This is a genomic window from Actinoplanes sp. NPDC004185, assembly GCF_053603475.1.
On sequence record NZ_JBSGFR010000012.1, the window covers coordinates 143,681 to 165,931 of the forward strand.

Sequence of the window (22,251 nt, forward strand, 5' to 3'; positions counted from 1 at the left end):
ACGACCCGGAATGGGTGCCCCGCCAACCGGCGGGGCACCCATTTTTGTCGTGCCGGACCTGTCTGAGCCGGACCACTTGCCACCCGCCGCGGTCCGCTGCGCGTGGCACGGCCCGGGCCCTCGACAGCCGGCGCCGGCCGAATCCGCACTGCTCAGCGGGTTCCCGCGACCTCCTGGACAACCGCCGATCGCCGCGACGGGCCGGACCGCCGCCTATCAGGGTGGGCGGTAGCGCCGAAGCCGTGTCCCCCGCCGGCCGGGCGTGGGCCGTAACCTGGGCCGCCGAGGTCAGTGGGTCGGGGTCACGCCCAGCGCCGCGCAGGCCTGCTGGTACATCCGGACCGCTTCGCCGCGGATCTGGCGGCGTTCGGTGAGGCGTTCGCTGAACGGGATCCGGACCGGCACCGCGATGCCGTTCACTGTGGCCTCGAAGTCCATCCCGTCGGCGTCCAGCCCGGACATCCGGGCCGCGCTGGCCGTGCCGATGCCGCCCAGGCCGCGCACGATCAGCACGTTGTCGTCGGCGTGGTCGTCGTTCATGTGGCGGGCGATCTGCGCCACCACTTCCGGGGTGAAGGTCATGCCCAGCGCTCCTTGAGTTGGCGCAGCACAGCGATGTTGAGCCGGTAGGCCTCCTGGACCTCGGCAAGGAAATTCTTCTCGTCCGCCGCGGAGAAGGCGAGCCCGTCGAGCAATTCCCGGTAACGGGTGCGAAAGGCCGGCGGCGAGACGCCCTCGAAGACGAAGAACCGGTGGCCCGCGCCGCTCAGGCCGTACGCCTGGGCGATGGCCGGGCCGAGATATTGGCCGCCGGACAGGTCGCCCAGGTAGCGGGTGTAGTGGTGGGCGATGAAGCCCCACGGCTGGTCGAAGGCCACCGCGCGCAGCCGGGCCCGGTATTCCTGGGTGGCCGGCAGGGCGCTGAGCTGGGGTGCCGGACCGAGCAGGGTGGCCAGGTCGTGGCTCAGCGCGGGCAGCCGGGTCAGCTCGGGAAAGACGAAGTCCCCGGCGACGGGATCGGTCGCCATCGCTTCGGCGGCCCGCTCCAGCGTCTCGTAGATGAACCAGTGCTGCGCCGCCAGGTCGGCGTAGGCCTGCCGCGGCAGCGTGCCCGCGGCCAGCGCGTCGAGGAACCCGCTGCCCTGGGCCGCGTCGTGATCCGAGCGGGTGCCGCTGCGGAGCCGGACGGACAGCCTTTCGGTGGGAGGGTCAGCCAGGGTCATCGCAGCACCTCCATGTTTGGTTAGGCGAGCCTAACAAACGCATAGGCTCCGAAGATCAGCAAAATCCGCGGGGCAGAATAGTGGGATGCCCCAACCACTGGACGCCGTCCTCGCCGAGGTGCGTGGCCTGCTGCTCGATCCGGCGCTCACCCGCGCGGTCGCGGCCGGCAAGCGCCGCGGTGCCACCCCTTCGGTCACCCGGGCCGAGTTCCGGCCGGTCGCCCTCAAGGGTGGACACCGATTGCAGATTGTGACCGATGACGGCTCCCGGCCGTACACCCGGAATGTCGAACCCGGCCCGGAGGCCGCGGCGGCGGTCGATGCCCTGCTGGCTGAGCCGTTCGGGAATTGGCATGTCGAGACGGCCGCGACCACCGTACAGGTCCGCGTGACGAAGAAGGGCGACGCCCAGGTGCACCGGGCCGCGGCGGTCGAGCAGGCCGTGACCCAGGGTCACGACCGGGCGAAGCAGTGGCTGCTCGATCCGGGCGATCCGCTGTTCACGGTGGTCGGTGGCACGGCGGCGAAGCGCCGCCAGGTGGACGCTTTCCTGCGGGCGCTGGCCGCGACCCTGCCGGACGAGCTGCCCGCGGAGCTGCGGGTGGTGGACCTGGGCTGCGGCAACGCGTATCTGACGTTCGCGGCCTACCGGTTCCTGGCCGACCGCGGCGTCAAGGTCCGGGTCGTGGGGGTCGACGTGCGTGAGGACCAGAGGGTACGCAACAGCGCCGTCGCCGAGCAGCTGGGCTGCGCCGATGCGGTGACCTTCGTGGCCGGCACGATCGAGGACGCTGTCGTGGCGGAGGCGCCGGATCTCGTGCTGGCGCTGCACGCGTGCGACACCGCGACGGACCAGGCGCTGGCCCGGGCGGTGCACTGGGACGCGAAGTGGGTGCTGGCGGCCCCGTGCTGCCACCACGACATCGCGGCCCAACTCAAGGGCAACCCCGCCCCGGCACCGTACGGGGAGCTGACCCGGCACGCGATCCTGCGGGAGCGGTTCGCGGACGTGCTGACGGATTCGTTGCGTTCCGCGCTGCTGCGGCTGCACGGTTACCGGGTGGAGGTCGTCGAGTTCGTGGACTCGGCGCACACGCCCCGGAACCTGCTGCTGCGGGCCAGGCTGACCGGCGCACCCCCGACCGACGATCAGCGCGCCGAGTACGACGCGCTGACCAGCCAGTGGGGCGTGACGCCGGCGTTGGAGAAGCTGCTCACCTGACGACAGTGGTGAACGCGGCGGTGTGCACCTGGCCCGCGACCTGGAAGTCGAAGAACATCCGATAGCGGCCGGGCCCGGGAGCGGTGAGCCAGAACTTGACCGCGCCGTCGACGGGTCGCGCCTCCGGGTGGACGTGCACATAGCCGACGTCACCCTCACGCAGCACGACCAGGTGACCGAACGCGCCCAGGTACGGCTCGAGCGTCGCGGGCTTGCCGTCCGGGCTGGTCACGGTCATCAGCAGTGGCTGGGTTGCGGTTGTCCGGGGCGTACCGGCGTACGAGATGACGAAGCCGTCAGTGGCCGCCCGGGTGACCGGCGCGGGTAGCGCGACCGGCCGGTAGTCGCCCGCGACCGTCAGGTCGACGCCCAGCCTGACGGGCGTCGGCCGGCCGCCGACGACTGCGGTGAAGTCGGTGATGGCGCGGTAGCTGCCGGGGGCGGTGAGGGCGAGGTCGACGCTCCACGTGCCGTCGGGGGCCATCGTGGGGTGCAGGTGCTGGAAGCCGGTGAGGTCACGGCGGACGAGCACGAAGTGCAGCGGCTTGTCGTGCACGACAGCGTAGGTGGTGATCGGCGCACCGCCGGGCCCGGTGATCCGGAACCTGTACGACTGGGCAGGGGCGGCCTTGAGCGAGGTGGCGTCGGGCACGAGGGTCAGCCCGGCGGAGGTGATCGCCAGGCCGCCGATAGCTTCGGCGGGGGCCGGTTGGGCGTTGGTACTGCCGCCGTTGTGGACGTGCGGCGCCGTGCCGGTGTCGTCGTGGGGGGCGGTTCCCGCTACGCCGGTGTCGAGGGCGGCGGAGGTGGCCTGCACCCGCTCGGCGGAGTTGCTGAGACGGCCGAGACCGTACCCCGCGAAGAGAACCACCACGATGACCGCGGCGAACGCCGCCCGTCGGAAGCCGGCCTGATCGGGCGTGGGCTGCCCGGCAGCTGCGTCGTCGGTGTGCCCCTGGGCTGCCGCCGCCGAGGCTCCCGCAGGGTGCTCGTCTTCCTGCGGCGCAGACTGTCCTGCAGTCTGCGCGTCAGGCATCAGCAAGCTCGTAGCCGGCCTCGTCAACAGCGGCACGAACCTCATCAGCGGCAAGCGGAGCGGCGCTCGTGACGGTGACAGCGCCGGATGCGAGGTCGACCTGGACCGCGTCGACGCCGGGCAGCTCGGAGATCTCGCTGGTGACGGCCTTGACGCAGTGCTCACAGGTCATCCCGGTCACGGTGTACGTGCTGGTGACAGCCATGGTCGTTCCCTTCTCGGGCCCTCGGCCCACGTATCTTCGCGGAAGCTCTTCCCGTGATCCGCTTCGTGCTCGGTCGGGCTCCGCTCAGGACCGGACCAGGCGCGCGATGGCATCCGAAGCTTCTTTGACCTTGGCACTCGGGTCGCCGGCGCGGGCGGCGTCGACAACGCAGTGGGCAAGGTGATCCTCGAGCAGGCCGACCGCAACGGCGTGCAGGGCGCTCTTCGCCGCGGAGATCTGCGTGAGGACATCGATGCAGTAGGTGTCCTCGTCGACCATCCGCTGCAGGCCGCGGATCTGGCCCTCGATGCGGCGTAGGCGCCCGAGCAGGGCAGCCTTGTCGCCGGAGTACCCGTGCGGTCCGGGATGTTCGTCGTGGTCGGTGGTCATGCCACCCACAATACCCCCCACCCGTATCCAACGCGGCATGCCGTTGGCGTGGCTTTTGTCTCTTTCGGTGTTGCATATCCGGCCACCGTCGTCCGCACGATCATTGTCCCGCTCGGGTCTGTGGCGCCTCCAACCGGGCTCCGACAGCCGCAACCGAGCGCAACGCCATCGGCCGGGATGGCCTTCCCGGGCTGCGCAGAGTGCAGCTGACCTGGCTCGGGAAGGTCAGCCCGCAGTGGCCGGGCGAAGTTGCCAGCCCGCCATGGCGCGGGCGAAAGCAGCCAGCCGCCACGGCTCAGGGAGCCGTCAGCCCGCCGCCGCCCTGCGAAAGCAGCCAGCCTTGGTCGGCCGGAAGCAGCCAGCCACCACCGCCCAGGCGGAAGCCGTCAGCCCGCCACGGCGAGGGCGAGAGGCAGGACCCCGGGCGCGCCGGCTTGCCGGAGCGCTCGGCCTGCCAGGACCATCGTCCAGCCGGAATCCGACATGTCGTCCACCAGCAGGACCGGGCCTTCGAGGTCTCGAAGAGCCTGCGCCATCTCCGGCGGAACAGCAAAGGCGTCATGCAGGGCGAGAACCCGCTGCGCACTGTTTCCCCTCGGCCCACTGTCACCCGTGTGCGTGGAGGTCAGCGTCCCCAGCAGCGGCAACCTGCCCACCGCCGCGATTCGCTCCGCGAGGCTGTCCACCAGCTTCGGTCGACGATGAGAACCGACCGAGACCACCGCCGCCGGACGCTGCGCCCAGGCGTCGTCGCCGTGCGCCCATCCCTTCAAGACCTCGACCACGGCAGCCACCATCTCGTCCGGAGTGGTGCTGTCTGCCGCCTCAGGACCCACCAGGGCTCGCAACCTGTCGCCCCACCCCAGGTCGGACAACCGTCCGACGGCACGGCCCGGCAGGATCTGCTCACTCGGGCCGATCTTGCCCTTCAGCGGAACACCGACGGTCGCCAGGCCGGTCGGCCAGAGCTTCTTCGGTGAGATCTCCACGCCCGCATGGCCGAGGAAGGTCTGCGCCGCAGCCAGCGCCTCGGCCGACACCTCGGCGTCGAACAGCGGGTCGGCACAGTTGTCGCAGCGGCCGCACGGCGTGGCTTCGGGATCGTCGAGGCAGCGGCGCAGGAACTCCATCCGGCAAGCCGTCGTGCCGGCGTACTCGATCATGGTTTTCTGCTCTGCGGTCCTGGCCTCGGCGACCCGGCGCAGGCGCGCGGTGTCGTAGGTCCACGGCTCGCCGGTCGCGAGCCAGCCGCCGCGAGTGCGCCGGACCGCGCCGTCCACGTCGAGGACCTTGAGCATGAGCTCCAGGCGGGTCCGGCGGAGGTCGACGATCGGCTCCAGCGCCGGCGTCGACAGTGGCCGGTCAGGCGACAAGGCGGCGAGCACCGTGCGCACCTGCTCCTCGGGCGGGAACGCAAGGGAGGCGAAGTACCGCCAGATCGCGATGTCCTCCGGGCCTGGCAGCAGGATGACCTCGGCATGCTCCACGGCTCGGCCCGCGCGACCGACCTGCTGGTAGTAGGCGATCGGCGACGGCGGCGCCCCGAGGTGCACGACGAAACCGAGGTCGGGCTTGTCGAAGCCCATCCCGAGCGCGGAGGTGGCCACCAAGGCCTTGATCTTGTTGTCCAGCAGGTCCTGCTCGGCTGCCCGGCGGGCGGAGTCCTCCACCTGTCCCGTGTACGACGCCACGGCGAAGCCCCGTGACCGCAGGAACTCGGCAGTCTCCGTGGCGGCAGCGACCGTCAACGTGTAGACGATGCCGGAGCCCGGCAGCCGGTCGAGGTGGTCCGCGAGCCAGGCCAGCCGGTGCGCCGGATTGGGCAGCTCCAGCGCTGCCAGTCGCAGCGAATCCCGCTCCAGCGATCCGCGCAGCACGAGCGCGTCACCGAGCTGCTCGGCGACGTCAGCGGTCACGCGTGAATTCGCGGTGGCCGTGGTCGCGAGCACGGGTGTGAGGCCCGGCAGACCGGCCAGGAAGGTGCGCAGCCGCCGGTAGTCAGGGCGGAAGTCGTGACCCCAGTCCGACACGCAGTGCGCCTCGTCGACCACCAGCAGGCCGGTGCTCGCGGCCAGGCCGGGCAGCACGTTGTCGCGGAAGTCCGGGTTGTTGAGCCGCTCGGGGCTGATCAGGAGGACGTCGACCTCGCCGGCACGGATCTCGGCGGTGATCTCACTCCACTCGTCGAGGTTGGCCGAGTTGATCGTGCGGGCCCGGATGCCGGCCCTCGCCGCTGCCTCGACCTGGTTGCGCATGAGGGCGAGCAGGGGCGAGACGATGACGGTCGGCCCAGCGGGTGGATCGCCGGGCTCGGCGGTGATGCCGTCGCGCAGGAGGGCGGTGGCCACGAAGTAGACCGCCGACTTGCCCCAGCCCGTGCGCTGCACACAGAGCACCCGCCGCCGATCGACCACGAGGGCCTCAATGGCTCGCCACTGATCCTCTCGCAGCACCGCGTGCTCACCGGCCAGCCGGCGCAGCACCTCCTCGGCGCACTCGCGCACCGCCACCCGTTCGGCTTCGCTCACCGCTGACCGCGTCATCTCCACCACGCCAGCATGTCTACCAGCCGGCACCGACAAGACCCGGGTTATCCACAGGCCAGCTCCGTCGGACTCGTTGTCCACAGGCCGGCGATTGCCGGCGCGGCCGGGCGTCGTGCGCTGCAACCATGGGTGGCATGCGAGAGAGGCTCCGAAAGCTGCACCTCGACGGCCGGGAGTTCGCCTGGAAGGCGGAGATCCGGGCCGCGCCGGGCGCCGACGGCAGACGGCACCGTTACATCCGGGTCCGCGTGTGGGGTGCGGGCAAGAACAGCTGTGTCCTGCAGGCCGACATGACGGAGCTGCCAGTTCCGGCCACGTCGGAGGAGACGACGTATGCCTACCCGAGCGCAGCCATCGTGCGCCGGCTCGTCTCGTGGGGGCTGGAGGCGGGCTGGGCGCCGGAGCAGGTCGGCGGCGTCTTTCGCGTGAGCTCGGCTGTGGGGCCGGCCCTGCCCGGGCTGGGCCTGGTCGATCTGCCGTGACACTCGTTCCTTGACAACTAAATTTGTCGGTGGCAGCGTGGGCGGCATGACGAAGACGATTGCCGAGAAGCTGCAGATCAAGCCGCACACCACGGTGTGGCTGTCGCACGCTGCGCATCTGCCCTTGCTCACACCGATGCCGGAGGGCGTGCGCGAGAGCGACGGGCTCGCGTCGGCGAGCACGGCAGTGCTGTTCGGGGATGATGCCGCGAGTGCTCGCAAGCTCCTCGAGGAGCACGCCGACGATCTCGCCAAACCCGCGGTGCTCTGGATCGCCTATCCGAAGGGCAACAAGGCGGACATCAACCGCGACACGCTCTGGCCGATCGTGGCGGACTTCGACATGCGTCCGAACGGTCAGGTGGCGATCGACGATCGCTGGTCGGCGCTGCGGTTCCGCCCGAACAAGCCAGGTGAGGGCCGCTTCACCGGCGGTTCCCCGAAGTAGCACCAAGGGATTGGCGGGCGGGCGATACGGTCGCGGCCATGTCGGACACTGCTGCTGTTCTTGACCGCTTCCTGGCTGCCTGGTCCCGGCAGGACCTCGCAGGCGTGCTCGACTGCCTGGCCGCGGACGTGGTCTACAGCAATTCCGACGGCAGCGTCGTGCATGGTCGCGAGGCTGTCGGCGCCGTTTTCGCCGAGCAGCTCGACGGCGATCCCGACCTCACGATCGAGCCCGTCGCGGTACGGGGTGAGCGCGGTTTCGGCTATTTCTCGTATCCCGCCGCGGCCGACGGGACCACCTTGCGAGGCATCGACGTCTACACCGTGCGGGACGGGTTGATCGTCGCCAAGGATGTCCTCAGCAAGATCGCCTGAGGTCAGCGGCCCAGCACGGTGCCGCCGTTGACGTTGATGATCTGGCCGGTCACGAAGCTGCCGCCGGGGCCGACCAGCCAGCGCACCGCCTCGGCGATGTCGTCCGGCACGCCCGCCCGCTTGACCAGCGTCGCGGCCACTCGCTGGGCGTGGCCCTCCTCGGTCATCCGGCCGGTGAAGAACTCGCTGTCGGTTACATAACCGGGGGCGATCACGTTCGCGGTGATGCCCTCGGGACCGAGCTGGGTGGCCAGGTCCAGCGCATAGCCGTGCAGGGCCGCCTTGGCCGCCGAGTAGGGGCCGCCGCCGCCACGCTGCGCGGCGATCGAGCTGGTCAGGATGATCCGTCCGCCGGGCCGGCGCAGCAACGGCAGCAGGGCGTCGGTCAGGAGCACCGCGGTCAGGACGTTGGAGTCGAGGTTGGCCCGCCAGCGCGCTGCCAGGCCTTCGGGGGTGGAGTCGTCGCCGGACACGTACGCGCCCGCGTTGTTGACGACCACGTCCACCGGGCGACCGGCGACCGCCTCGACCACCGCGGCGGTCTGGCCGGGAACTGACAAGTCGGCGGTCACCCCCGTCGCTTGGGGGCCGATCCACTTCACCGCGTCGGCCAGCACGTCGGGGCGCCGCCCGACGATGATGACGTCGTAGCCCTCCCCCGCCAGCATTCCCGCTGTCGCCCGGCCGATTCCCGTGCCGCCCCCGCTGACCACCGCAAGCCTCGCCATGCTCCGACTCTAGATGAGCGGCCGGAGGGGCCGGAGCAGCGACCTGATCCACGCTGCGCCGGGTACGTGGTGGTCGTACACGCCGGGGGGTGAGGAAGCGGCGGCGCCGGGGTGATGGGCCGGCGCCGCCGTTCAGTCAGGCGTTCTCCGGGGCAGCGGAGCGCAAGGTTCGACGTGCCGGTCCCAGTGCCCGCCAGGCCAGCAGCATGATCATCACCATCGCCACAGCTGCCGTCCAGAACGTCGCGGTGATCCCGTACGCCTGCGCCACCGCCCCGCCCAGCAACGAGCCCAACGCCGCCCCGCCCAGGTCGAGCAGGGAATACACGCCGCCCACCCGCCCGTAGAGCACCGCGGGGATCGAGCGCTGCCGCAGCGTCGTCACCACATTTCCCCAGACCGCGGCGTGGACGCTGAACACCACGATCATCGCCGCCGCGATCCACGGCGTACGGGTCAGGGCCAGCGTCGCGTGCAGCGCCACTTCCACGAGCAGGCCGGCTCGCAGCAGTGCCGTTGCGCCGACAGTGCGGAGCAGGGCCGGAGTTGTCACCGTTCCGGCCAGGCCGCCGACCGCGAACGCCGTCAGCAGTACGCCGTAGCCCAGTTGGCTCAGGCCGAGCCTCTCGAAGGCGTACAGCACGAAGATGGCGAAGGCGGCGCAGAAGACCACGTTGCCGAACGCCATCGTCATCGCGAGGGCGCGCAGCAGGCGGTGTCGCCACAGCCATCGGATTCCCTCCGCGATGTCCATCCGGAGCGGCCTGCGGGGCCGGGGTTCCGGGGCCGGGATGCCACCGATGCCGGCGACCAGCGCAGCCGATGCGGCGAACGACAACGCGTTCACCCCGAACGGCCCCGCCGCGGCCACCACGAACAGCCAGGCACCCAGCGGTTTCGCCGCGAACTGGTTGAGCACCGTGAACGTCGCACCGAGCCAGGCGTTCGCCGTCGGCAGCCTCTCGGCCGGCACCAGCGCCGGGACGAACGCCGACGCCGCCGTGTCCGCCAGCGTCTCCCCCGTGCCGAGCACGAAGAAGACCGCATAGATCAGCGGTACGGTCACCACGTGGCAGGCCACCGCCGCCACCAGCGTGGCCATCGCAGCCGCGCGGATCAGGTTGACCGTCACCACCAGGCGGCGGCGGTCGAGTCTGTCCGCCCAAGCCCCGCTGATCAGGGCGAAGAGCAACCACGGCAGTTGCTGGGCGAAGACGGCTCCGGCCACTGCCGCCGGTTCGGTGGTGATCGAGGCGACCAGCAGCGGACCGGCCGCCATCGTGACGCCGTCGCCGAGGTTGGAGACCGCGCTCGCGGTCCAGAGTTTGCTGAAGTCCGCGCCGAGGCGCGGTAGAAGGGCACGCAACATTGCTCCTCAAGACAGGGGTGACGGTCGACGACCGCCCCGTGCGAGGAGCTACGGGCCGCGGGAGACTAAGCGGCGCGTCCTCGCGTCGGGGCGAAGACCGTTGCCATGTCGAGTTGCATCACGCACCCTTTCTGTCGGCTGGTAAGGCACTCTAGATCGAAACGGGGAGGTATGGGTGCGGGGTCGTTCGCCGTGGCAGTACCCGGCCCGGATCGTGCCCATCGCGTTCCTCGGCGCCATCGCTGTGGGTACCGCGCTGATGATGCTGCCGGCCGCACGAGCCGAGCCCGGGCATGCGCCGTTCGTGACCGCGCTGTTCACCGCGACCTCCGCCGTCTGCGTCACCGGGCTGGCCGTGGTGGACACGCCGAGCTACTGGTCCGGCTTCGGCGAGGTGCTGCTCACCGTGCTGTCGCAGATCGGCGGCTTCGGGATCATGACCCTCGCCACGCTGCTCAGCCTGCTGGTGTCGCGGCGGCTCGGGTTGCGCAGCCGGCTCCTGGCCCAGGCCGAGAGCGCCGGGCTGTTCAGCGGCAACGTCGGCGGCGTGCTCGTCCGCGTCGCGATCGTCATGTTCGCCTCCGAGGCCGTCATCAGCGTCGTGCTCACGTTGCGGTTCTGGCTGGCGTACGACTATCCGTTCGGCCGGGCTGTGTGGGAGGCCGTCTTCCACGCCGTGCAGGCCTTCAACAACGCCGGCTTCGCGCTCTACCCGGACAGCCTGACGCGGTTCGTCGGCGACTGGTGGATCTGCGTCCCCGTGACGCTCGGCGTGCTGACCGGCTCGATCGGCTTTCCTGTGCTGTTCGAGCTGGCACGGGAGTGGCGTACCCCCGGCTTCTGGTCCACCCACACGCGGCTGACGGTGTGGGGCACCGTACTGCTCAGCGGCATCGGCTTCCTGGTCTTCCTGACGTTCGAGTGGACCAATCCGCAGACCCTCGGCCCGCTCGGCACGCCCACCAAGATCCTGGCCGCGTTCACCCAGGACGTGATGACGCGGTCGGGCGGCTTCAACAGCATCGACCTCGGCAAGATGAACACCGAGACCATCGCCGTCACCAACGGCATGATGTTCATCGGCGGCGGCAGCGCCAGCACCGCCGGCGGCATCAGAGTCACCACGTTCCTGCTGCTGGCGTTCGTGATCTGGGCGGAGATCCGGGGTGAGCCCGACGTGGTGATCCGCAAGCGGCGGATCGCCGAGGAGACCCAGCGGCAGGCCATCACCGTCGCGCTGCTCGGCGTCGCCCTGGTCGCCGGCGGCACGTTGGCGCTGATCGGGCTGACCGACCACGTGCCGTTCGACCGGGCACTGTTCGAAGTGACCTCGGCGTTCGCCACGGTCGGGCTCAGCACCGGCATCACACCCACGCTGCCGCCGTCCGCCCAGTTCCTGCTGACCGTCCTGATGTATGTCGGCCGCGTCGGCACGATCGCCGTGGGAACGGCCATCGCGCTGAACACCCGCCGCCGGCTCTACCGCTACCCGGAGGAGCGACCCCTAGTTGGCTGACAGAAGACTCACCGCGAGCCCCGACAACGTGGTTGTCGTCGGGCTGGGTCGCTTCGGCGGGCAGGTCGCCGCGTCGCTGGTCAACCTCGGTCACGAGGTGCTCGGCATCGACGCCGACCCGCACATCGTGCAGGACTGGTCCGACCGGCTCACCCAGGTCGTCGAGGCCGACTCCACCGACACCGAGGCGTTGCGCCAGCTCGGCGTGCAGGAGTTCGCCCGGGCCGTGGTCGGCATCGGCACGAACCTCGAGGCCAGCGTGCTGACCGTGCTGACGCTGGCGGAGATCGGCGTGCCGGAGATCTGGGCCAAGGCGATCAGCACCAAACACGGCAAGATCCTGTCCTCGGTCGGTGCCCGGCACGTCATCTACCCCGAGGCGGAGATGGGCGAGCGGGTCGCGCACCTGATCACCGGCCAGATGCTGGACTACATCGAGTTCGACGACGGCTTCGCCATCGCGAAGGTGCGGGCACCGAAGGAAGCGATCGGCCGCACGCTGGCCGACATCGGCCTGCGCAGCAAGTGGGGCGTGACGGTGGTCGGCACCAAACTGCCCGGCGAGGACTTCACGTACGCGCGACCCGAGACGGTCGTGCCGCCGGGCTGCATCCTGATCGTGGCCGGCGACACGACCAAGGTGGAACAGTTCGCCGCGGTGACCTGAGCCGAACCACAACTGCGGGGATCGGAGGCCGGGACCCTCAGACCGTGACTGAGAAGCCTGACTTCTTCTCCGGCGCCTTGGCCGGGGGCTTGCTGCTCTTCGCGGGCGCGGGAGCCGGCGCCTTCTTCTTACGCGGCGACGGCTTCTTCCGCACGTCCTCCGACGCCGGCATCCCCCCGGAAATCTCCGCCGAAGGAGCCGCTGCCCCCACCGCCCCGAGCACCTCAGCCTGGCAAGCCTTACCGTTCAGCATGAACGCCACCGGCAGCGGATTGTTGACCCGATAACTTCCGCTCAACGTCACACTCGCCGACCGCCCGGGGCGCAGCGTCGTCCCGTTCCTGGCCCGCAGCACCAGCTTCCGCCCGCGCTGGGTGAGCCGTTTCGGCGCGTCGGTGAGCCGCTGACCACCGGCGAAGCTGAACTCCAGCGACCACTCCGACAGCACGTGCTCCCCGGTGTTGACCACGGTCACCTGGGCGCCGAAGTCCGAGCCGGAGTCGCGCTGCACGCGGTAGCGGACCTTGCAGCCCGTACCGTGCGGGACCACCGCCCCCGGCCCGGCGCCGGCCGCCGCTGCTTGGGCGGTGCCGACGTCGACCGGCTCGCGGGTCGACGACCAGATCAGGCCGACCGTCGCCGTCAGAATGATCGTCGCGACGCCCGCCTGAATGCGGTGCCGCCCAGCCAGCACCGCCTCCGTCAGCCGTGCCCCCGGCACCAAATCGGGCAGCGCCCCACCGGCGCGCAGCAGACCATCGGCGCGGAACAGCCCACCGCCCAGCGGTTGCGGACCGCCGAGCCGCAACGCCCGGGCCACCCGCAGACCAGCACGGACCCGCAGCCCGGGCGCCCGGGCCGGCCGTGGCATCGGATGCGGTGACGGGCGCAGACCGGACGCGGGCGCATCAACCGCGATGATCGGCTGAAGCCCGACCAGCGCCGCCAGTTCAGCGGCGACCACGGCCGCGCCCGGCCGGTCCTCCGGCTGCTTGGCCAGGCAGCGCAGGCACAGATCAGCGACCTGCGCCGGCATTCCGGGCAGCGACGGTACGGGCTCCGGATCAGCGAACAGGTGCGCCCGCAACGCCTGCGTGGTGTTCCCCGCCGGCCACGGCAGCCGCCCGGTGAGTGTCCGGTACAGCAGCAGCCCCAGGGCGTACACGTCGGCGGCGGGCGAGACGTGGCCGCCGGCGAGCCGTTCCGGGGCCAGGTACGCCGGGGTGCCCAGCAGGCTGCCGTCCGGTGCGGCGTCCTGCTGCCCGATCAGCGCCGAGATGCCGAAGTCGACGACCTTCGCCCCCGCGCCGGTGAGCATCACGTTCGCCGGGGTCACGTCGCGGTGCACCACGCCCCGGGCGTGCGCTGTGGCCAGGGCCGATGCCACCTCGGCCGCGATCACCACCGCGTCGCGCCAGGGCAGCGGGCCTTGCCGGCTCAGCCGGGCGGTGACCGACTCGCCCTCGTTGAGTTCCATCACCACGTACGGGACCGTGCGGTGCTCGTCCAGCGAGGATTCCCCGAAGTCGAACACGCCGGTGATGTGCGGGTGGCACAGCCGGGCCGCGGCCAGCGCCTCCAGCCGCAGCCGGTCGCGGAACGTCGAGTCGCCGGCGAGCTGCGGCGACAGCACCTTGACGGCGACGGCCCGGCCCAGCACCTGGTCGTGGCCCCGCCACACGACGGACATGCCGCCGGTGCCGAGCCGTTCGATCAGGCGGTACCGGTCGCCGACGAGGCTGCCCTGTCCCCCGGTCGCCAGCCAACCCATGTGCCGATTGTGGCCCGAGGGACGCCCCGCTCACCGGGGGTCGGCGGAATCCGGAAAGCCGCCCGGCGTGCTCTGACCAGCACATCGCTCTTTGTCCGGAATAACCCCGACGCCACCCGGCCAGCAGCCGATCCACCACCGCGAAGCCGCCGGCCGGCACCCCGACCCCGCGCCACCCGGCCAGCAGCCGACCCACAGGCGCGAAGCCGCCCGCCGGCACCTCGGACCGCCTCACCCGGCCAGGAGCTGATCCACTGGTGCGAAGTCGTCGGTCAGCACGCGGGCGTCGTCGATGAAATCCGCCAGCGGCCGGCCCGACAGCAGCTGCACCGGCTCGTCCACCAGGTCGAGGTGGTTGCGCAGTTCGTCCAGGGCCAGCGGCGACTTCGACGCGACGATGACGAAGTTCGAGCCGGTCTCGCCGTCGAGGGCGGCCTGCGGGGCGACCAGGGCCACGTGCGGGAAGACGTCCGCCACCGTGGCCAGCTCGGCCCGGATGAAACGGTTCGGCGGGTAGTCGATGACGTTCTGCGCGTACACCCCGTCGGTGCGCAGGACGCGGGCGATGTCGGCGGCCATCTCCCGGGTCGCGAGGTGCCACGGGACCACCAGGTGGCCGAACGCGTCGCCGACCACTACGTCGTACCCCTGGCTCCGCTGCTCGGCCAGACCGACCCGCGCGTCGCCGACGCGGACCCGCAGGTTCGGCCCGGTGCGCAGGCCCAGCTCGCGCTTGTCCAGGTCGACCAGGCCGCCGTCGAGCTCCAGGACGAGCTGGTCGCTGCCGGGGCGCGTCCGCGACACGTACGCCGGAACGGTGAACCCGCCCCCACCCAGGTGCAGCGCATTGATCGGGGCACCGCCGGCCCGGACGACGTCGACCACCGCACCGATCCACTGCACGTACGCGAACTCGAGGTGAGTCGGGTCGTTCAGGTCGACGTACGAGTGCCGCGCCGAGTTCAAGATCAGCGTCCGCCCACCGGCCACGCCGGGATCGGCGTCCACCCGCGCGCAGTGATAGGCGGTCTCGATGTCGCAGGGCGTCGGCGCGGTGGCACCCAGCCCGGCCCCGAACAGCCCGATGGTGACCACGACGGCCCGGGTCCGCGGCTTGCCCGGCAGCTTCAGCTCCGGGTTGTTGCGGTGCAGCCACCAGCCCAGCCCGAAGCCGGCCACGGCCAGCACGCCGGCCAGGGTCAGCACGATCCAGCTGCTGGGCACCGCGGCGACGAGGACGAAGCCCGTGCCCAGCGTCGCGGTGATCGCGCCGAGCGTGCCGAAGCTGGACAGCCGGCCCACCACCTCGCCGGTCCGGCGCAGGTCGCCGAGCTGCAGCTTCACCGTCAGCGGGGTGATCGCGGCGAGCAGGAACGCGGGCAGGAAGACGGCCAGCACGGCCAGCAGCAGCACCGCCGGCGCCGACCCGCCGCGCAGCAGCTCACCACCCCAGCGGACCAGCGGCAGGGTGATCGCCGTGCCGATCGCGGCCAGCAACAGCGCGGGGGCGAGCAAGAGCCGGGGGTCGAACTTGTCGGCGAGCCGGCCGCCGAGCCACGTGCCGTACGCGATGGCGGCCAGCGAGATCCCGATCACCGAGCTGCTGACCTGCAGGGTCACCCCGACGTAGGGGCCGACGAGCCGCAGCGCCACGATCTCCAGGACCAGCACGGCGCCGCTGGCGAAGAACACCAGAGCGGTGGCCAGTCCGGACGGCAGGGCACGCGGGGCGGAGGTCTCCATCGCGCGGATGCTACCGGCGTGCGCCTGTCAGATGACTGATAGGTGCACGTGGTTGGTGTGGGTGGCCGACGGTCCTCCGGAGCCGCTGTAGGCGCGCCAGCCGGTGCCCGGATGCCAGATCTGGCGGTACCAGATCACGTACAGCACGCCGAGGCGCGAGGCGTTCTTCACGAAGTACGCCGCCAGGTTGTTGCCGTACGTGCGGTCGCCGCCCGAGGCGTTCACGTTCTCGAAGCCGCTGGAGGCCGCGGAGAAGTCACAGGCTCGGCCCTTGGGGTGCTCACCGGAGGAACGCTGACTGAAGCAACCCGTGTACCGCTTGAAGCCCGCGGCCCGGGCCTGCTGGTACGCGTTCAGCGTCCGCGGCGTGATGCACCCGCCGCCGCCCGGGGACGGGTCGCTGACCGAGCAGGACTCCTTGGGCCAGGAGCCGTCGGAGTTGCGCGCAGCCGGCTTGGCCAGCGGCGAATTGGCGTTGATGAAGCCGCTGCGCGACGCGCCGCCGCCGGCGATGGCCAGCGCCTGCTCGGCTTGCTGCTTCTTCTTGGCCATGACCGTGACCTGCTTCTGCTGCTCCTTGATCTCCAGGTCGATGGCCTGCTTGGCCCGCTGGGTGGTCTCCAGCGCCTCCCGGTAACCGGTCAGGGCCTTGCCGTCGACCTGGGCCATCTGGTCCAGGCGCAGCGCGCGTTCCATGAACGTGTCCGGCGACGAGGCGTTCAGCAGCAGAGTCATGGTGTTGAAGCGGCCCTGCCGGTATGCGCGGTTGGCGACCTCGCTGACCCGGCCCTGCAGCTCGGTGGTCCGCTGCTTGGCCTGGGCCAGCGTGACGGTGAGCTGCTTCTGCCGCTTCTTGGAATTCTCGAGCTTGTTCTTGGCTTCGATGTGTCCCTTGGCCGCGGACTCGAGCGCCGACCGCAGGGACTTGGTGCCGCCCTCCTCGTCCGGATCCGCGTGCGCGGCCGGGGCGGCGACGAGCAGCACCGCGAGGGCAGCGAAAATGGCCAGGACAGGCTGGAGCCGGCGCAGGAGAGTCGCCGCCACGGTCTACCTCCCAAGTCGTGAGCGCGGTGACTCTACCGCGCCGCACGTCGAAACGGCAGCGCGCTCACGTCGACGAATATCCACCGTCGACGAAGAGTGTCTGGCCGGTCACGGCAGCGCTAGCGGCACTCGCCAGATACACCGCGCATCCGGCGAAATCGGTCGGCAGCCCGTTCCGGCCGATCATCGTGCGCCGGGCGTGCGCGGCGACCTTCTCCGGGTCGGCGAAGACCGGCTCGGTCAGCGGCGTGTGCACCACGCCGGGGGCGACCGCGTTGCAGCAGACGCCCCGGGCCGACCACGCCTCGGCCTGCGAGCGGGTCAGGGCGACCAGGCCGGCCTTCGAGACGCCGTAGGCGCCGCTGTTGCCGTACGCGCGGAAGGCCTGCTGCGAGACCACGTTGATGATCCGGCCCCAGCCGCGCTCGGCCATCGCGGGCCCGAAGCGCTGCCCGAGCAGGAAAGGCGCGGTCAGGTTGGCGGCCATGGTGACGTCCCAGTCGTCGTCGGTCAGCGCGTCCATGGGCGGGCGCCGGTTCACCGCCGCCGCGTTGACGAGGATGTCCGGTTCCCCGTACCGGGTGATGATCGTGTCGATCGCGGCCGGCAGCGCCGCCCGGTCGGCGAGATCCGCCGGGACCGCGCCGGCCTCGACACCGTCGGCGGCCAGCTCGCGGATCGTCTCGGCCAGCGGCTCCGGACGCCGGGCGACCAGCACGACGCGGGCGCCGGCGCCGCCCAGCGCGCCGGCCATGGCCCGGCCGATCCCGGAACTGCCGCCGGTCACGACAGCGGTCCGGCCGGTCAGACCGAAAAGCTCAGACAGGTACGCAGACATGCGGGCACCCCAATGTCCGGAGGATGACGCTAGGCGAACAGCGCAGAGTGCGCCGTACGCCAGATGTCCTCGTTGGCCGCCACCAGCAGGCCGCGTTCGGAGTCGGTCGGCCGGTACGCCGAGCCGTCGAGGTGCAGCACCGTGCCACCGGCCTCGCGCACGATCAGCGAGCCCGGCACGTGGTCCCAGGGCAGGATCCGCCAGAAGGTGGCGAACTGCTGCTCGTCGGAGACGACCGCCGGATATTCGTAGCCCGCGCAGTGGTGGCCGCCGGTCACCGTGCCCAGCGTGGCGATCCGCCGTTCGATCCGCTCGCGCAGGTCGTCGGGGAAGTAGTTGCGCGACAACGAACCGGTCAGCCCGGCCGCACCCGGATCGTCGGTGCGGGTCTTGACCCGCAGCCCGTCGATGAACGTGCCGCTGCCCGCCTCCGCGACCGTCATCCGGTCGGCGACCACGTCGAGGATCCAGGACGCGGCCGGCTCCCCGTCGCGCAGCAACGCGACCATCACGGCGAACGGCGTCTTGCCGGCCGCGAAGTTGTTGGTGCCGTCGACCGGGTCGACGATCCAGACCGCGCCCGAGTCACCGACCCGGGCCAGCACGCCGGGGTCGGCCGCCACCGCTTCCTCGCCGACGACCTGCGAGCCGGGCAGCAGCGCGGTGAGGCCGGCGGTCAGTGCCCGTTCCGACTCCTGGTCGGCGATGGTGACCAGGTCACCGGGCGACTTCTGCTGGATCTCGGCGTCGCTCAGATGCCGCCACCGGGGCAGCACGATGGTCTGCGCCACCTCCCGGACCAGGGTGGTGACCTCGTCGATCAGGTCGTCACGCACGCGGCGGCAACTTCACGACGCTGACGAAGAACTCGTCGATCTGCCGGATCACCGAGATGAACCGGTCGAAGTCGACCGGCTTGGTGACGTAGGCGTTGGCGTGCAACTGGTAGCTGCGCAGGATGTCCTCGTCGGCGGCCGAGGTGGTCAGCACCACCACCGGGATGCGGCAGAGGTCGTCGTCCTTCTTGATCTCCTCGAGCACCTCCCGGCCGTCGCGGCGGGGCAGGTTGAGGTCGAGCAGGATCAGGTCGGGCCGCAGCGCACCCTCGTACGCGCCTTGGCGGCGCAGGTAGGACAGCGCCTCGGCGCCGTCGGACACCACGGTCAGCCGGTTGCGGACCTTGTGCTCCTCGAACGCCTCCTGCGTCATGAGCACGTCGCCCGGGTCGTCCTCGACGAGCAGCACCTCGATGGGTGTGCCGTCCTGCCGAACCGCACCCGTCATGAGAAGCCTCCTTCAGCACGTTCCGGCGTCATGCCGCGACCTCATCCTGTTTCCGGGGTTCCGCCACCGGCACCCCGGCGAGCAGCGGCAACGTGAAGTAGATCGACGTGCCCTCGGTCACCTCGAGGTCGAGCCAGATCCGTCCGCCATGGTATTCGACGATCTTCTTGACGATGGCCAGCCCGATGCCGGTGCCCTCGTACGCGTCCCGCGCGTGCAGCCGCTGGAAGATGACGAAGACCTTGTCGGCGAACTCGGGCTCGATGCCGATCCCGTTGTCCCGGACGTTGATCTGCCACTCCTCTTCCAGCCGCTCGGCCGTGACCCGGATCACCGGGGCGACGTCGGGGCGGCGGAACTTCAGCGAGTTGCCGATCAGGTTGACGAAGAGTGTGGTGAGCAGCGGCTCCTCGCCCTCCACGGTGGGCAGGTCGGTCCAGACGATCTCGGCGTCGTCCCCGGCCCGGGCCTCCAGCTGCGACTTCACCTCGGTCAGCACCCGGTCCAGGTCCACGTCGGTGAAGCCCGCGGTGAGCCGGCCGATCCGGGAGAACGCCAGCAGGTCGTTGATCAGGCGCTGCATCCGCTGCGCGCCGTCGACCGCGAAGGCGATGTACTGGTCCGCGCGCTCGTCCATCTGACCCGCGTACCGGCGCTGGAGCAGCTGGCAGAAGCTGGCCACCTTGCGCAGCGGCTCCTGCAGGTCGTGCGAGGCCACGTAGGCGAACTGCTCGAGGTCGCGGTTGGACCGGGTCAGCTCCTCGGCCTGCTGCTTGAGCTGGTCGTTGACCCATTCGATCTGCTCGCGGGCCTCGCGCACCTCGGTCAGCTCGCTGGCGATCTGCCGGCGCATCCCGTCCACGTCGGCGGCCAGGGTGCGCAGCTCGGGCGAGCCGCGGCTGGTGATCTGCTTGTCGTAGTCGCCGCGGGCCACCTCGCGGACCTGCTCGGCCAACTCGGTCACCGGCCGGCTGACCAGGCGGTCGAGCAGCAGGAACAGCACCGCACCGGCCAGGATGACGACCACCGCGGCGAAGATCTCCAGCGCCACCAGCACCGTGCCGGTGCGCTTGGCCGCCGTGGCCGACTGGTTGCGGACCACCAGGATGTCCTGCTGGAGGTCCTTGACCGCGCCCCGCAACGCGTCGAACTGCCTGGTGTCCGCCCGGTCGATCAGGACCTGTCCGGCCTCGGGGCCTTCGTCGCGCACAGCGTTGATCACCGGCTCCGCGACGGTCGACCGCCACTCGTCCGCGCGCTGCTGCACGCGCTGCAGCGAGGCGCGCACGGCCGGGTCACCGTCGGGGCCGTTCAGCCGGGCGATCTCGTCCAGCAGCTGCCGCTGGGCGGCGAGGCCGTCGTTGTACGGCTTGAGGTTGTTCTGCTCGCCGCTGATCGCGTACCCGCGGATGCCGGTCTCCTGATTGACCACCGCGGTGTTGAGGCTCTCGCCGGAGGCCCGCATCGGGCCGGTCTTGTTCAGGATGTTGTCGATGTGCTCGTTGCTGTCCGCGGCGGTGATCGCCGCGAAGACGCCGAGGATCGTCAGCAGCAGCGCGACGGTCACCGACAGGGCGACCACCCGGCGGCGCAGCGTCCAGGTGCGCAGGTCGAGCAGGCTCATCGGCCGCCGCCCCGGGAGATCAGCAGCATCGCCACGTCGTCGGCGAGCGGGCCGCCGTTGCCCTGCTCGGCCCGGCCCACCAGCCACGCCGGGAGCGCCGCCAGCGGCACCTGGGTGGCGGCGGGCTCGGCGAGCACGCCGCACAGCCCGTCCACGTCGAGACGTTCGTTGCCCACGCCGGTGTGCCCCTCGATCAGTCCGTCGGTGTACATCAGCAGAGACCAGTCGTCGCCGGAGAGCTCCACGTCGGTCGCGGGCGTGGGGGTCGGCTTGACGCCCAGCACGATGCCGCGGCGCGCGGCCACCGGCTCGGCCCGGCCGTTCTTGAGCAGCACCGGCGGCGGATGCCCGGCCAGCCGCACGGTGGCCCGGTTGGCGCTCAGGTCGAGGACCACCGACGCGACCGTGGCGAAAACCTCACGGGCGCGCCGCTCGCTCATCAGCACCTGCTCCAGAGCGCCCAGGATCTGATCCTCCGGCACCCCGCCGAGCACCAGCGCCCGCCACGCCACCCGCAGCTCGACGCCGAGGGCGGCCTCGTCCACGCTGTGCCCGCACACGTCACCGACGATGACGTGCAGGCGGTCGGGGCCGACCTGCACCACGTCGAAGAAGTCGCCGCCGAGCAGGCCCATCGCCCGCCCCGAGCGGTAGAACGTGTGCACCTCGACCTCGGTGGTCTGCATCAGCGGCTGGGGCAGCAGGCCGCGTTCGAGCCGGGCCGACTCGGCCTGGCGCAGCTCCACCTCACGCAGCCGCTGGGTGTTCTCGTCGGCGCGCTTGCGCTCGACCGCGTAGCGCAGGGCGCGGACCAGCAGCACCCCGTCGACCTGGCCCTTGACCAGGTAGTCCTGGGCGCCCTCGGCGACCGCCGCGACCCCCAGGTGCTCGTCGGAGCGGCCGGTCAGCACACAGACCGCGGCGCTGCCGGCCACCGCGAGCAGCTTGCGCAGCCCGTCGATGCCCTCGGCGTCGGGCAGCCCCAGGTCCAGCAGGACGCACTGCACGCCGCGCATCATCGGCCGGGCCTCGCGCAGACTGGTCGCCACCCGCAGGTCGAACAGCGCACCCGCCTCGGCGAGCAGCTCCTTGACGAGGAAGGCGTCGCCCTCGTCGTCCTCGACCAGCAGGATGCGCAGCCGTTCGGGGGCCTTCAACGCCGCCGGCGGTGCTGTGAGAGCGCGTTCGCTCACCACGCCACCCCGCACGACGGGGTGCGCGCAACGGCGGCTCCGGCGCGGTGGGAACGCTTGATGGCTCGACTCCTTCGGGCGTGACCCGCTGATAGTCCACCACCGGCTGCGGACGCACAACACCGGACACCCACGGCTGCGGTGCGGCTCACGCCGGCGGCCCGTACGACTGGTCCTCGGCCACCCGGCGGGCGTGCTCGGCGATGACCTGGCCCAGGATCCCGTGCAGCCGGCCGCAGTCGCCGCAGTGCAGGTTCTCATCGAGCCGGCGGCTGCCGCAGCCGGTGCAGGTGCCCCGGTCGGCGGGATCCCGGTACGCCTCCAGGGCCCGGCACATGGCCCGCACGACATGGTCGCTGATCTGGAACGTCGCCTCCCCGAGCGCGGTACGCAGGCCGAGCACGGCGACGGGACCGGCCTCGGGCGCCGGGTCGTAGCAGGCGACCCGGTCGATGAACTCGGCGAACACGGCAGGGGGGTCGAGCGGGGCGGTCACCGCACAAAGTTATGTCACCGCCTCGAAAGATCCACGGGGTACCCGGGCGGGG

At 71.1% G+C, this 22,251-nt stretch carries 23 protein-coding genes; 6 read left to right on the forward strand and 17 right to left on the reverse strand.

From position 1 onward, the window contains the following. Positions 1–288 precede the first annotated feature (288 nt). Both ACWEOZ_RS15010 and ACWEOZ_RS15015 read right to left on the reverse strand, forming a co-directional pair. A complete protein-coding gene (locus ACWEOZ_RS15010) occupies positions 289–582 on the reverse strand; it encodes a DUF2470 domain-containing protein (protein WP_451911239.1) in 294 nt (97 codons plus the stop codon). Beyond that, on the reverse strand, positions 579–1,223 hold the full coding sequence (locus ACWEOZ_RS15015; RefSeq protein WP_451911240.1) for a biliverdin-producing heme oxygenase: 645 nt from the start codon (positions 1,221–1,223) through the stop codon (positions 579–581). The genes ACWEOZ_RS15010 and ACWEOZ_RS15015 overlap by 4 nt, the downstream gene beginning before the upstream one ends. A gap of 85 nt (positions 1,224–1,308) precedes the next feature. On the opposite strand from ACWEOZ_RS15015, the gene ACWEOZ_RS15020 reads away from it, so the two are divergent. Beyond that, on the forward strand, positions 1,309–2,445 hold the full coding sequence (locus tag ACWEOZ_RS15020; RefSeq protein WP_451911241.1) for a class I SAM-dependent methyltransferase: 1,137 nt from the start codon (positions 1,309–1,311) through the stop codon (positions 2,443–2,445). On the opposite strand, the gene ACWEOZ_RS15025 is transcribed toward ACWEOZ_RS15020, so the two are convergent. The 4 genes from ACWEOZ_RS15025 to ACWEOZ_RS15040 all read right to left on the reverse strand — a co-directional run bounded on the left by ACWEOZ_RS15025 (position 2,438) and on the right by ACWEOZ_RS15040 (position 6,619). Next, positions 2,438–3,481, reverse strand: a complete 1,044-nt coding sequence (locus tag ACWEOZ_RS15025) for a hypothetical protein (protein WP_451911242.1) — start codon at positions 3,479–3,481, stop codon at positions 2,438–2,440. The two genes, ACWEOZ_RS15020 and ACWEOZ_RS15025, sit on opposite strands and share 8 nt — an antisense overlap. Then, positions 3,474–3,686 carry a heavy-metal-associated domain-containing protein gene (locus tag ACWEOZ_RS15030; RefSeq protein ID WP_451911243.1) on the reverse strand — a complete coding sequence of 71 codons (213 nt, stop codon included), beginning with the start codon at positions 3,684–3,686 and terminating at the stop codon, positions 3,474–3,476. Before ACWEOZ_RS15030 ends, ACWEOZ_RS15025 begins: the two co-directional genes overlap by 8 nt. 84 nt (positions 3,687–3,770) lie before the next feature. Then, positions 3,771–4,076, reverse strand: coding sequence for a metal-sensitive transcriptional regulator (locus ACWEOZ_RS15035; protein ID WP_360551644.1), 306 nt, complete (start codon positions 4,074–4,076; stop codon positions 3,771–3,773). Between the two features lie 386 nt (positions 4,077–4,462). Continuing rightward, positions 4,463–6,619 carry a RecQ family ATP-dependent DNA helicase gene (locus ACWEOZ_RS15040; protein WP_451911296.1) on the reverse strand — a complete coding sequence of 719 codons (2,157 nt, stop codon included), beginning with the start codon at positions 6,617–6,619 and terminating at the stop codon, positions 4,463–4,465. Between the two features lie 137 nt (positions 6,620–6,756). Here ACWEOZ_RS15040 and ACWEOZ_RS15045 point away from each other — a divergent pair, with 137 nt between their 5' ends. Genes ACWEOZ_RS15045 through ACWEOZ_RS15055 form a run of 3 tightly spaced genes read left to right on the forward strand, consistent with a single transcriptional unit; the run spans position 6,757 to position 7,926 of the window. Continuing rightward, on the forward strand, positions 6,757–7,104 hold the full coding sequence (locus ACWEOZ_RS15045; protein WP_451911244.1) for an integrase: 348 nt from the start codon (positions 6,757–6,759) through the stop codon (positions 7,102–7,104). A 46-nt stretch (positions 7,105–7,150) separates the two neighbouring features. Beyond that, positions 7,151–7,552, forward strand: coding sequence for a hypothetical protein (locus tag ACWEOZ_RS15050; protein ID WP_451911245.1), 402 nt, complete (start codon positions 7,151–7,153; stop codon positions 7,550–7,552). Between the two features lie 38 nt (positions 7,553–7,590). Next, positions 7,591–7,926, forward strand: a complete 336-nt coding sequence (locus tag ACWEOZ_RS15055; RefSeq protein ID WP_451911246.1) for a nuclear transport factor 2 family protein — start codon at positions 7,591–7,593, stop codon at positions 7,924–7,926. Positions 7,927–7,928: 2 nt separating this feature from the next. Here the strand turns inward: ACWEOZ_RS15055 and ACWEOZ_RS15060 are convergent, their stop codons facing one another. Together ACWEOZ_RS15060 and ACWEOZ_RS15065 are read right to left on the reverse strand one after the other, a co-directional pair. Next, the gene (locus ACWEOZ_RS15060) at positions 7,929–8,654 is read right to left on the reverse strand and encodes an SDR family NAD(P)-dependent oxidoreductase (RefSeq protein WP_451911247.1); all 726 of its coding nucleotides are present in this window, start codon (positions 8,652–8,654) and stop codon (positions 7,929–7,931) included. A 136-nt stretch (positions 8,655–8,790) separates the two neighbouring features. Then, positions 8,791–10,020: an MFS transporter gene (locus tag ACWEOZ_RS15065; protein WP_451911248.1), complete on the reverse strand. Its 1,230-nt coding sequence runs from the start codon at positions 10,018–10,020 to the stop codon at positions 8,791–8,793. Between the two features lie 262 nt (positions 10,021–10,282). Here ACWEOZ_RS15065 and ACWEOZ_RS15070 point away from each other — a divergent pair, with 262 nt between their 5' ends. Together ACWEOZ_RS15070 and ACWEOZ_RS15075 are read left to right on the forward strand one after the other, a co-directional pair. Next, the gene (locus tag ACWEOZ_RS15070; protein WP_451911297.1) at positions 10,283–11,539 is read left to right on the forward strand and encodes a TrkH family potassium uptake protein; all 1,257 of its coding nucleotides are present in this window, start codon (positions 10,283–10,285) and stop codon (positions 11,537–11,539) included. Continuing rightward, entirely contained in the window at positions 11,532–12,206 is a 675-nt protein-coding gene (locus ACWEOZ_RS15075; protein WP_451911249.1) for a potassium channel family protein, read from the forward strand. The genes ACWEOZ_RS15070 and ACWEOZ_RS15075 overlap by 8 nt, the downstream gene beginning before the upstream one ends. A gap of 37 nt (positions 12,207–12,243) precedes the next feature. Here the strand turns inward: ACWEOZ_RS15075 and ACWEOZ_RS15080 are convergent, their stop codons facing one another. The 9 genes from ACWEOZ_RS15080 to ACWEOZ_RS15120 form a co-directional block, all read right to left on the reverse strand. Next, positions 12,244–13,977: a serine/threonine-protein kinase gene (locus ACWEOZ_RS15080; protein ID WP_451911250.1), complete on the reverse strand. Its 1,734-nt coding sequence runs from the start codon at positions 13,975–13,977 to the stop codon at positions 12,244–12,246. A 231-nt stretch (positions 13,978–14,208) separates the two neighbouring features. Further along, positions 14,209–15,720, reverse strand: a complete 1,512-nt coding sequence (locus ACWEOZ_RS15085) for a fused MFS/spermidine synthase (RefSeq protein WP_451911251.1) — start codon at positions 15,718–15,720, stop codon at positions 14,209–14,211. Positions 15,721–15,747: 27 nt separating this feature from the next. Next, positions 15,748–16,764: a coiled-coil domain-containing protein gene (locus ACWEOZ_RS15090; protein WP_451911252.1), complete on the reverse strand. Its 1,017-nt coding sequence runs from the start codon at positions 16,762–16,764 to the stop codon at positions 15,748–15,750. 64 nt (positions 16,765–16,828) lie between these two features. After that, on the reverse strand, positions 16,829–17,602 hold the full coding sequence (locus ACWEOZ_RS15095) for an SDR family NAD(P)-dependent oxidoreductase (protein ID WP_451911253.1): 774 nt from the start codon (positions 17,600–17,602) through the stop codon (positions 16,829–16,831). Between the two features lie 29 nt (positions 17,603–17,631). Then, positions 17,632–18,438, reverse strand: coding sequence for an inositol monophosphatase family protein (locus tag ACWEOZ_RS15100; RefSeq protein WP_451911254.1), 807 nt, complete (start codon positions 18,436–18,438; stop codon positions 17,632–17,634). After that, on the reverse strand, positions 18,431–18,886 hold the full coding sequence (locus ACWEOZ_RS15105; RefSeq protein ID WP_451911255.1) for a response regulator: 456 nt from the start codon (positions 18,884–18,886) through the stop codon (positions 18,431–18,433). Before ACWEOZ_RS15105 ends, ACWEOZ_RS15100 begins: the two co-directional genes overlap by 8 nt. Positions 18,887–18,914: 28 nt before the next feature. Next, positions 18,915–20,510, reverse strand: a complete 1,596-nt coding sequence (locus ACWEOZ_RS15110) for a sensor histidine kinase (RefSeq protein WP_451911256.1) — start codon at positions 20,508–20,510, stop codon at positions 18,915–18,917. Then, a complete protein-coding gene (locus ACWEOZ_RS15115; protein ID WP_451911257.1) occupies positions 20,507–21,703 on the reverse strand; it encodes a PP2C family protein-serine/threonine phosphatase in 1,197 nt (398 codons plus the stop codon). The genes ACWEOZ_RS15110 and ACWEOZ_RS15115 overlap by 4 nt, the downstream gene beginning before the upstream one ends. 148 nt (positions 21,704–21,851) lie before the next feature. After that, positions 21,852–22,199, reverse strand: a complete 348-nt coding sequence (locus ACWEOZ_RS15120) for a hypothetical protein (RefSeq protein WP_451911258.1) — start codon at positions 22,197–22,199, stop codon at positions 21,852–21,854. Between the last annotated feature and the right edge of the window lie 52 nt (positions 22,200–22,251).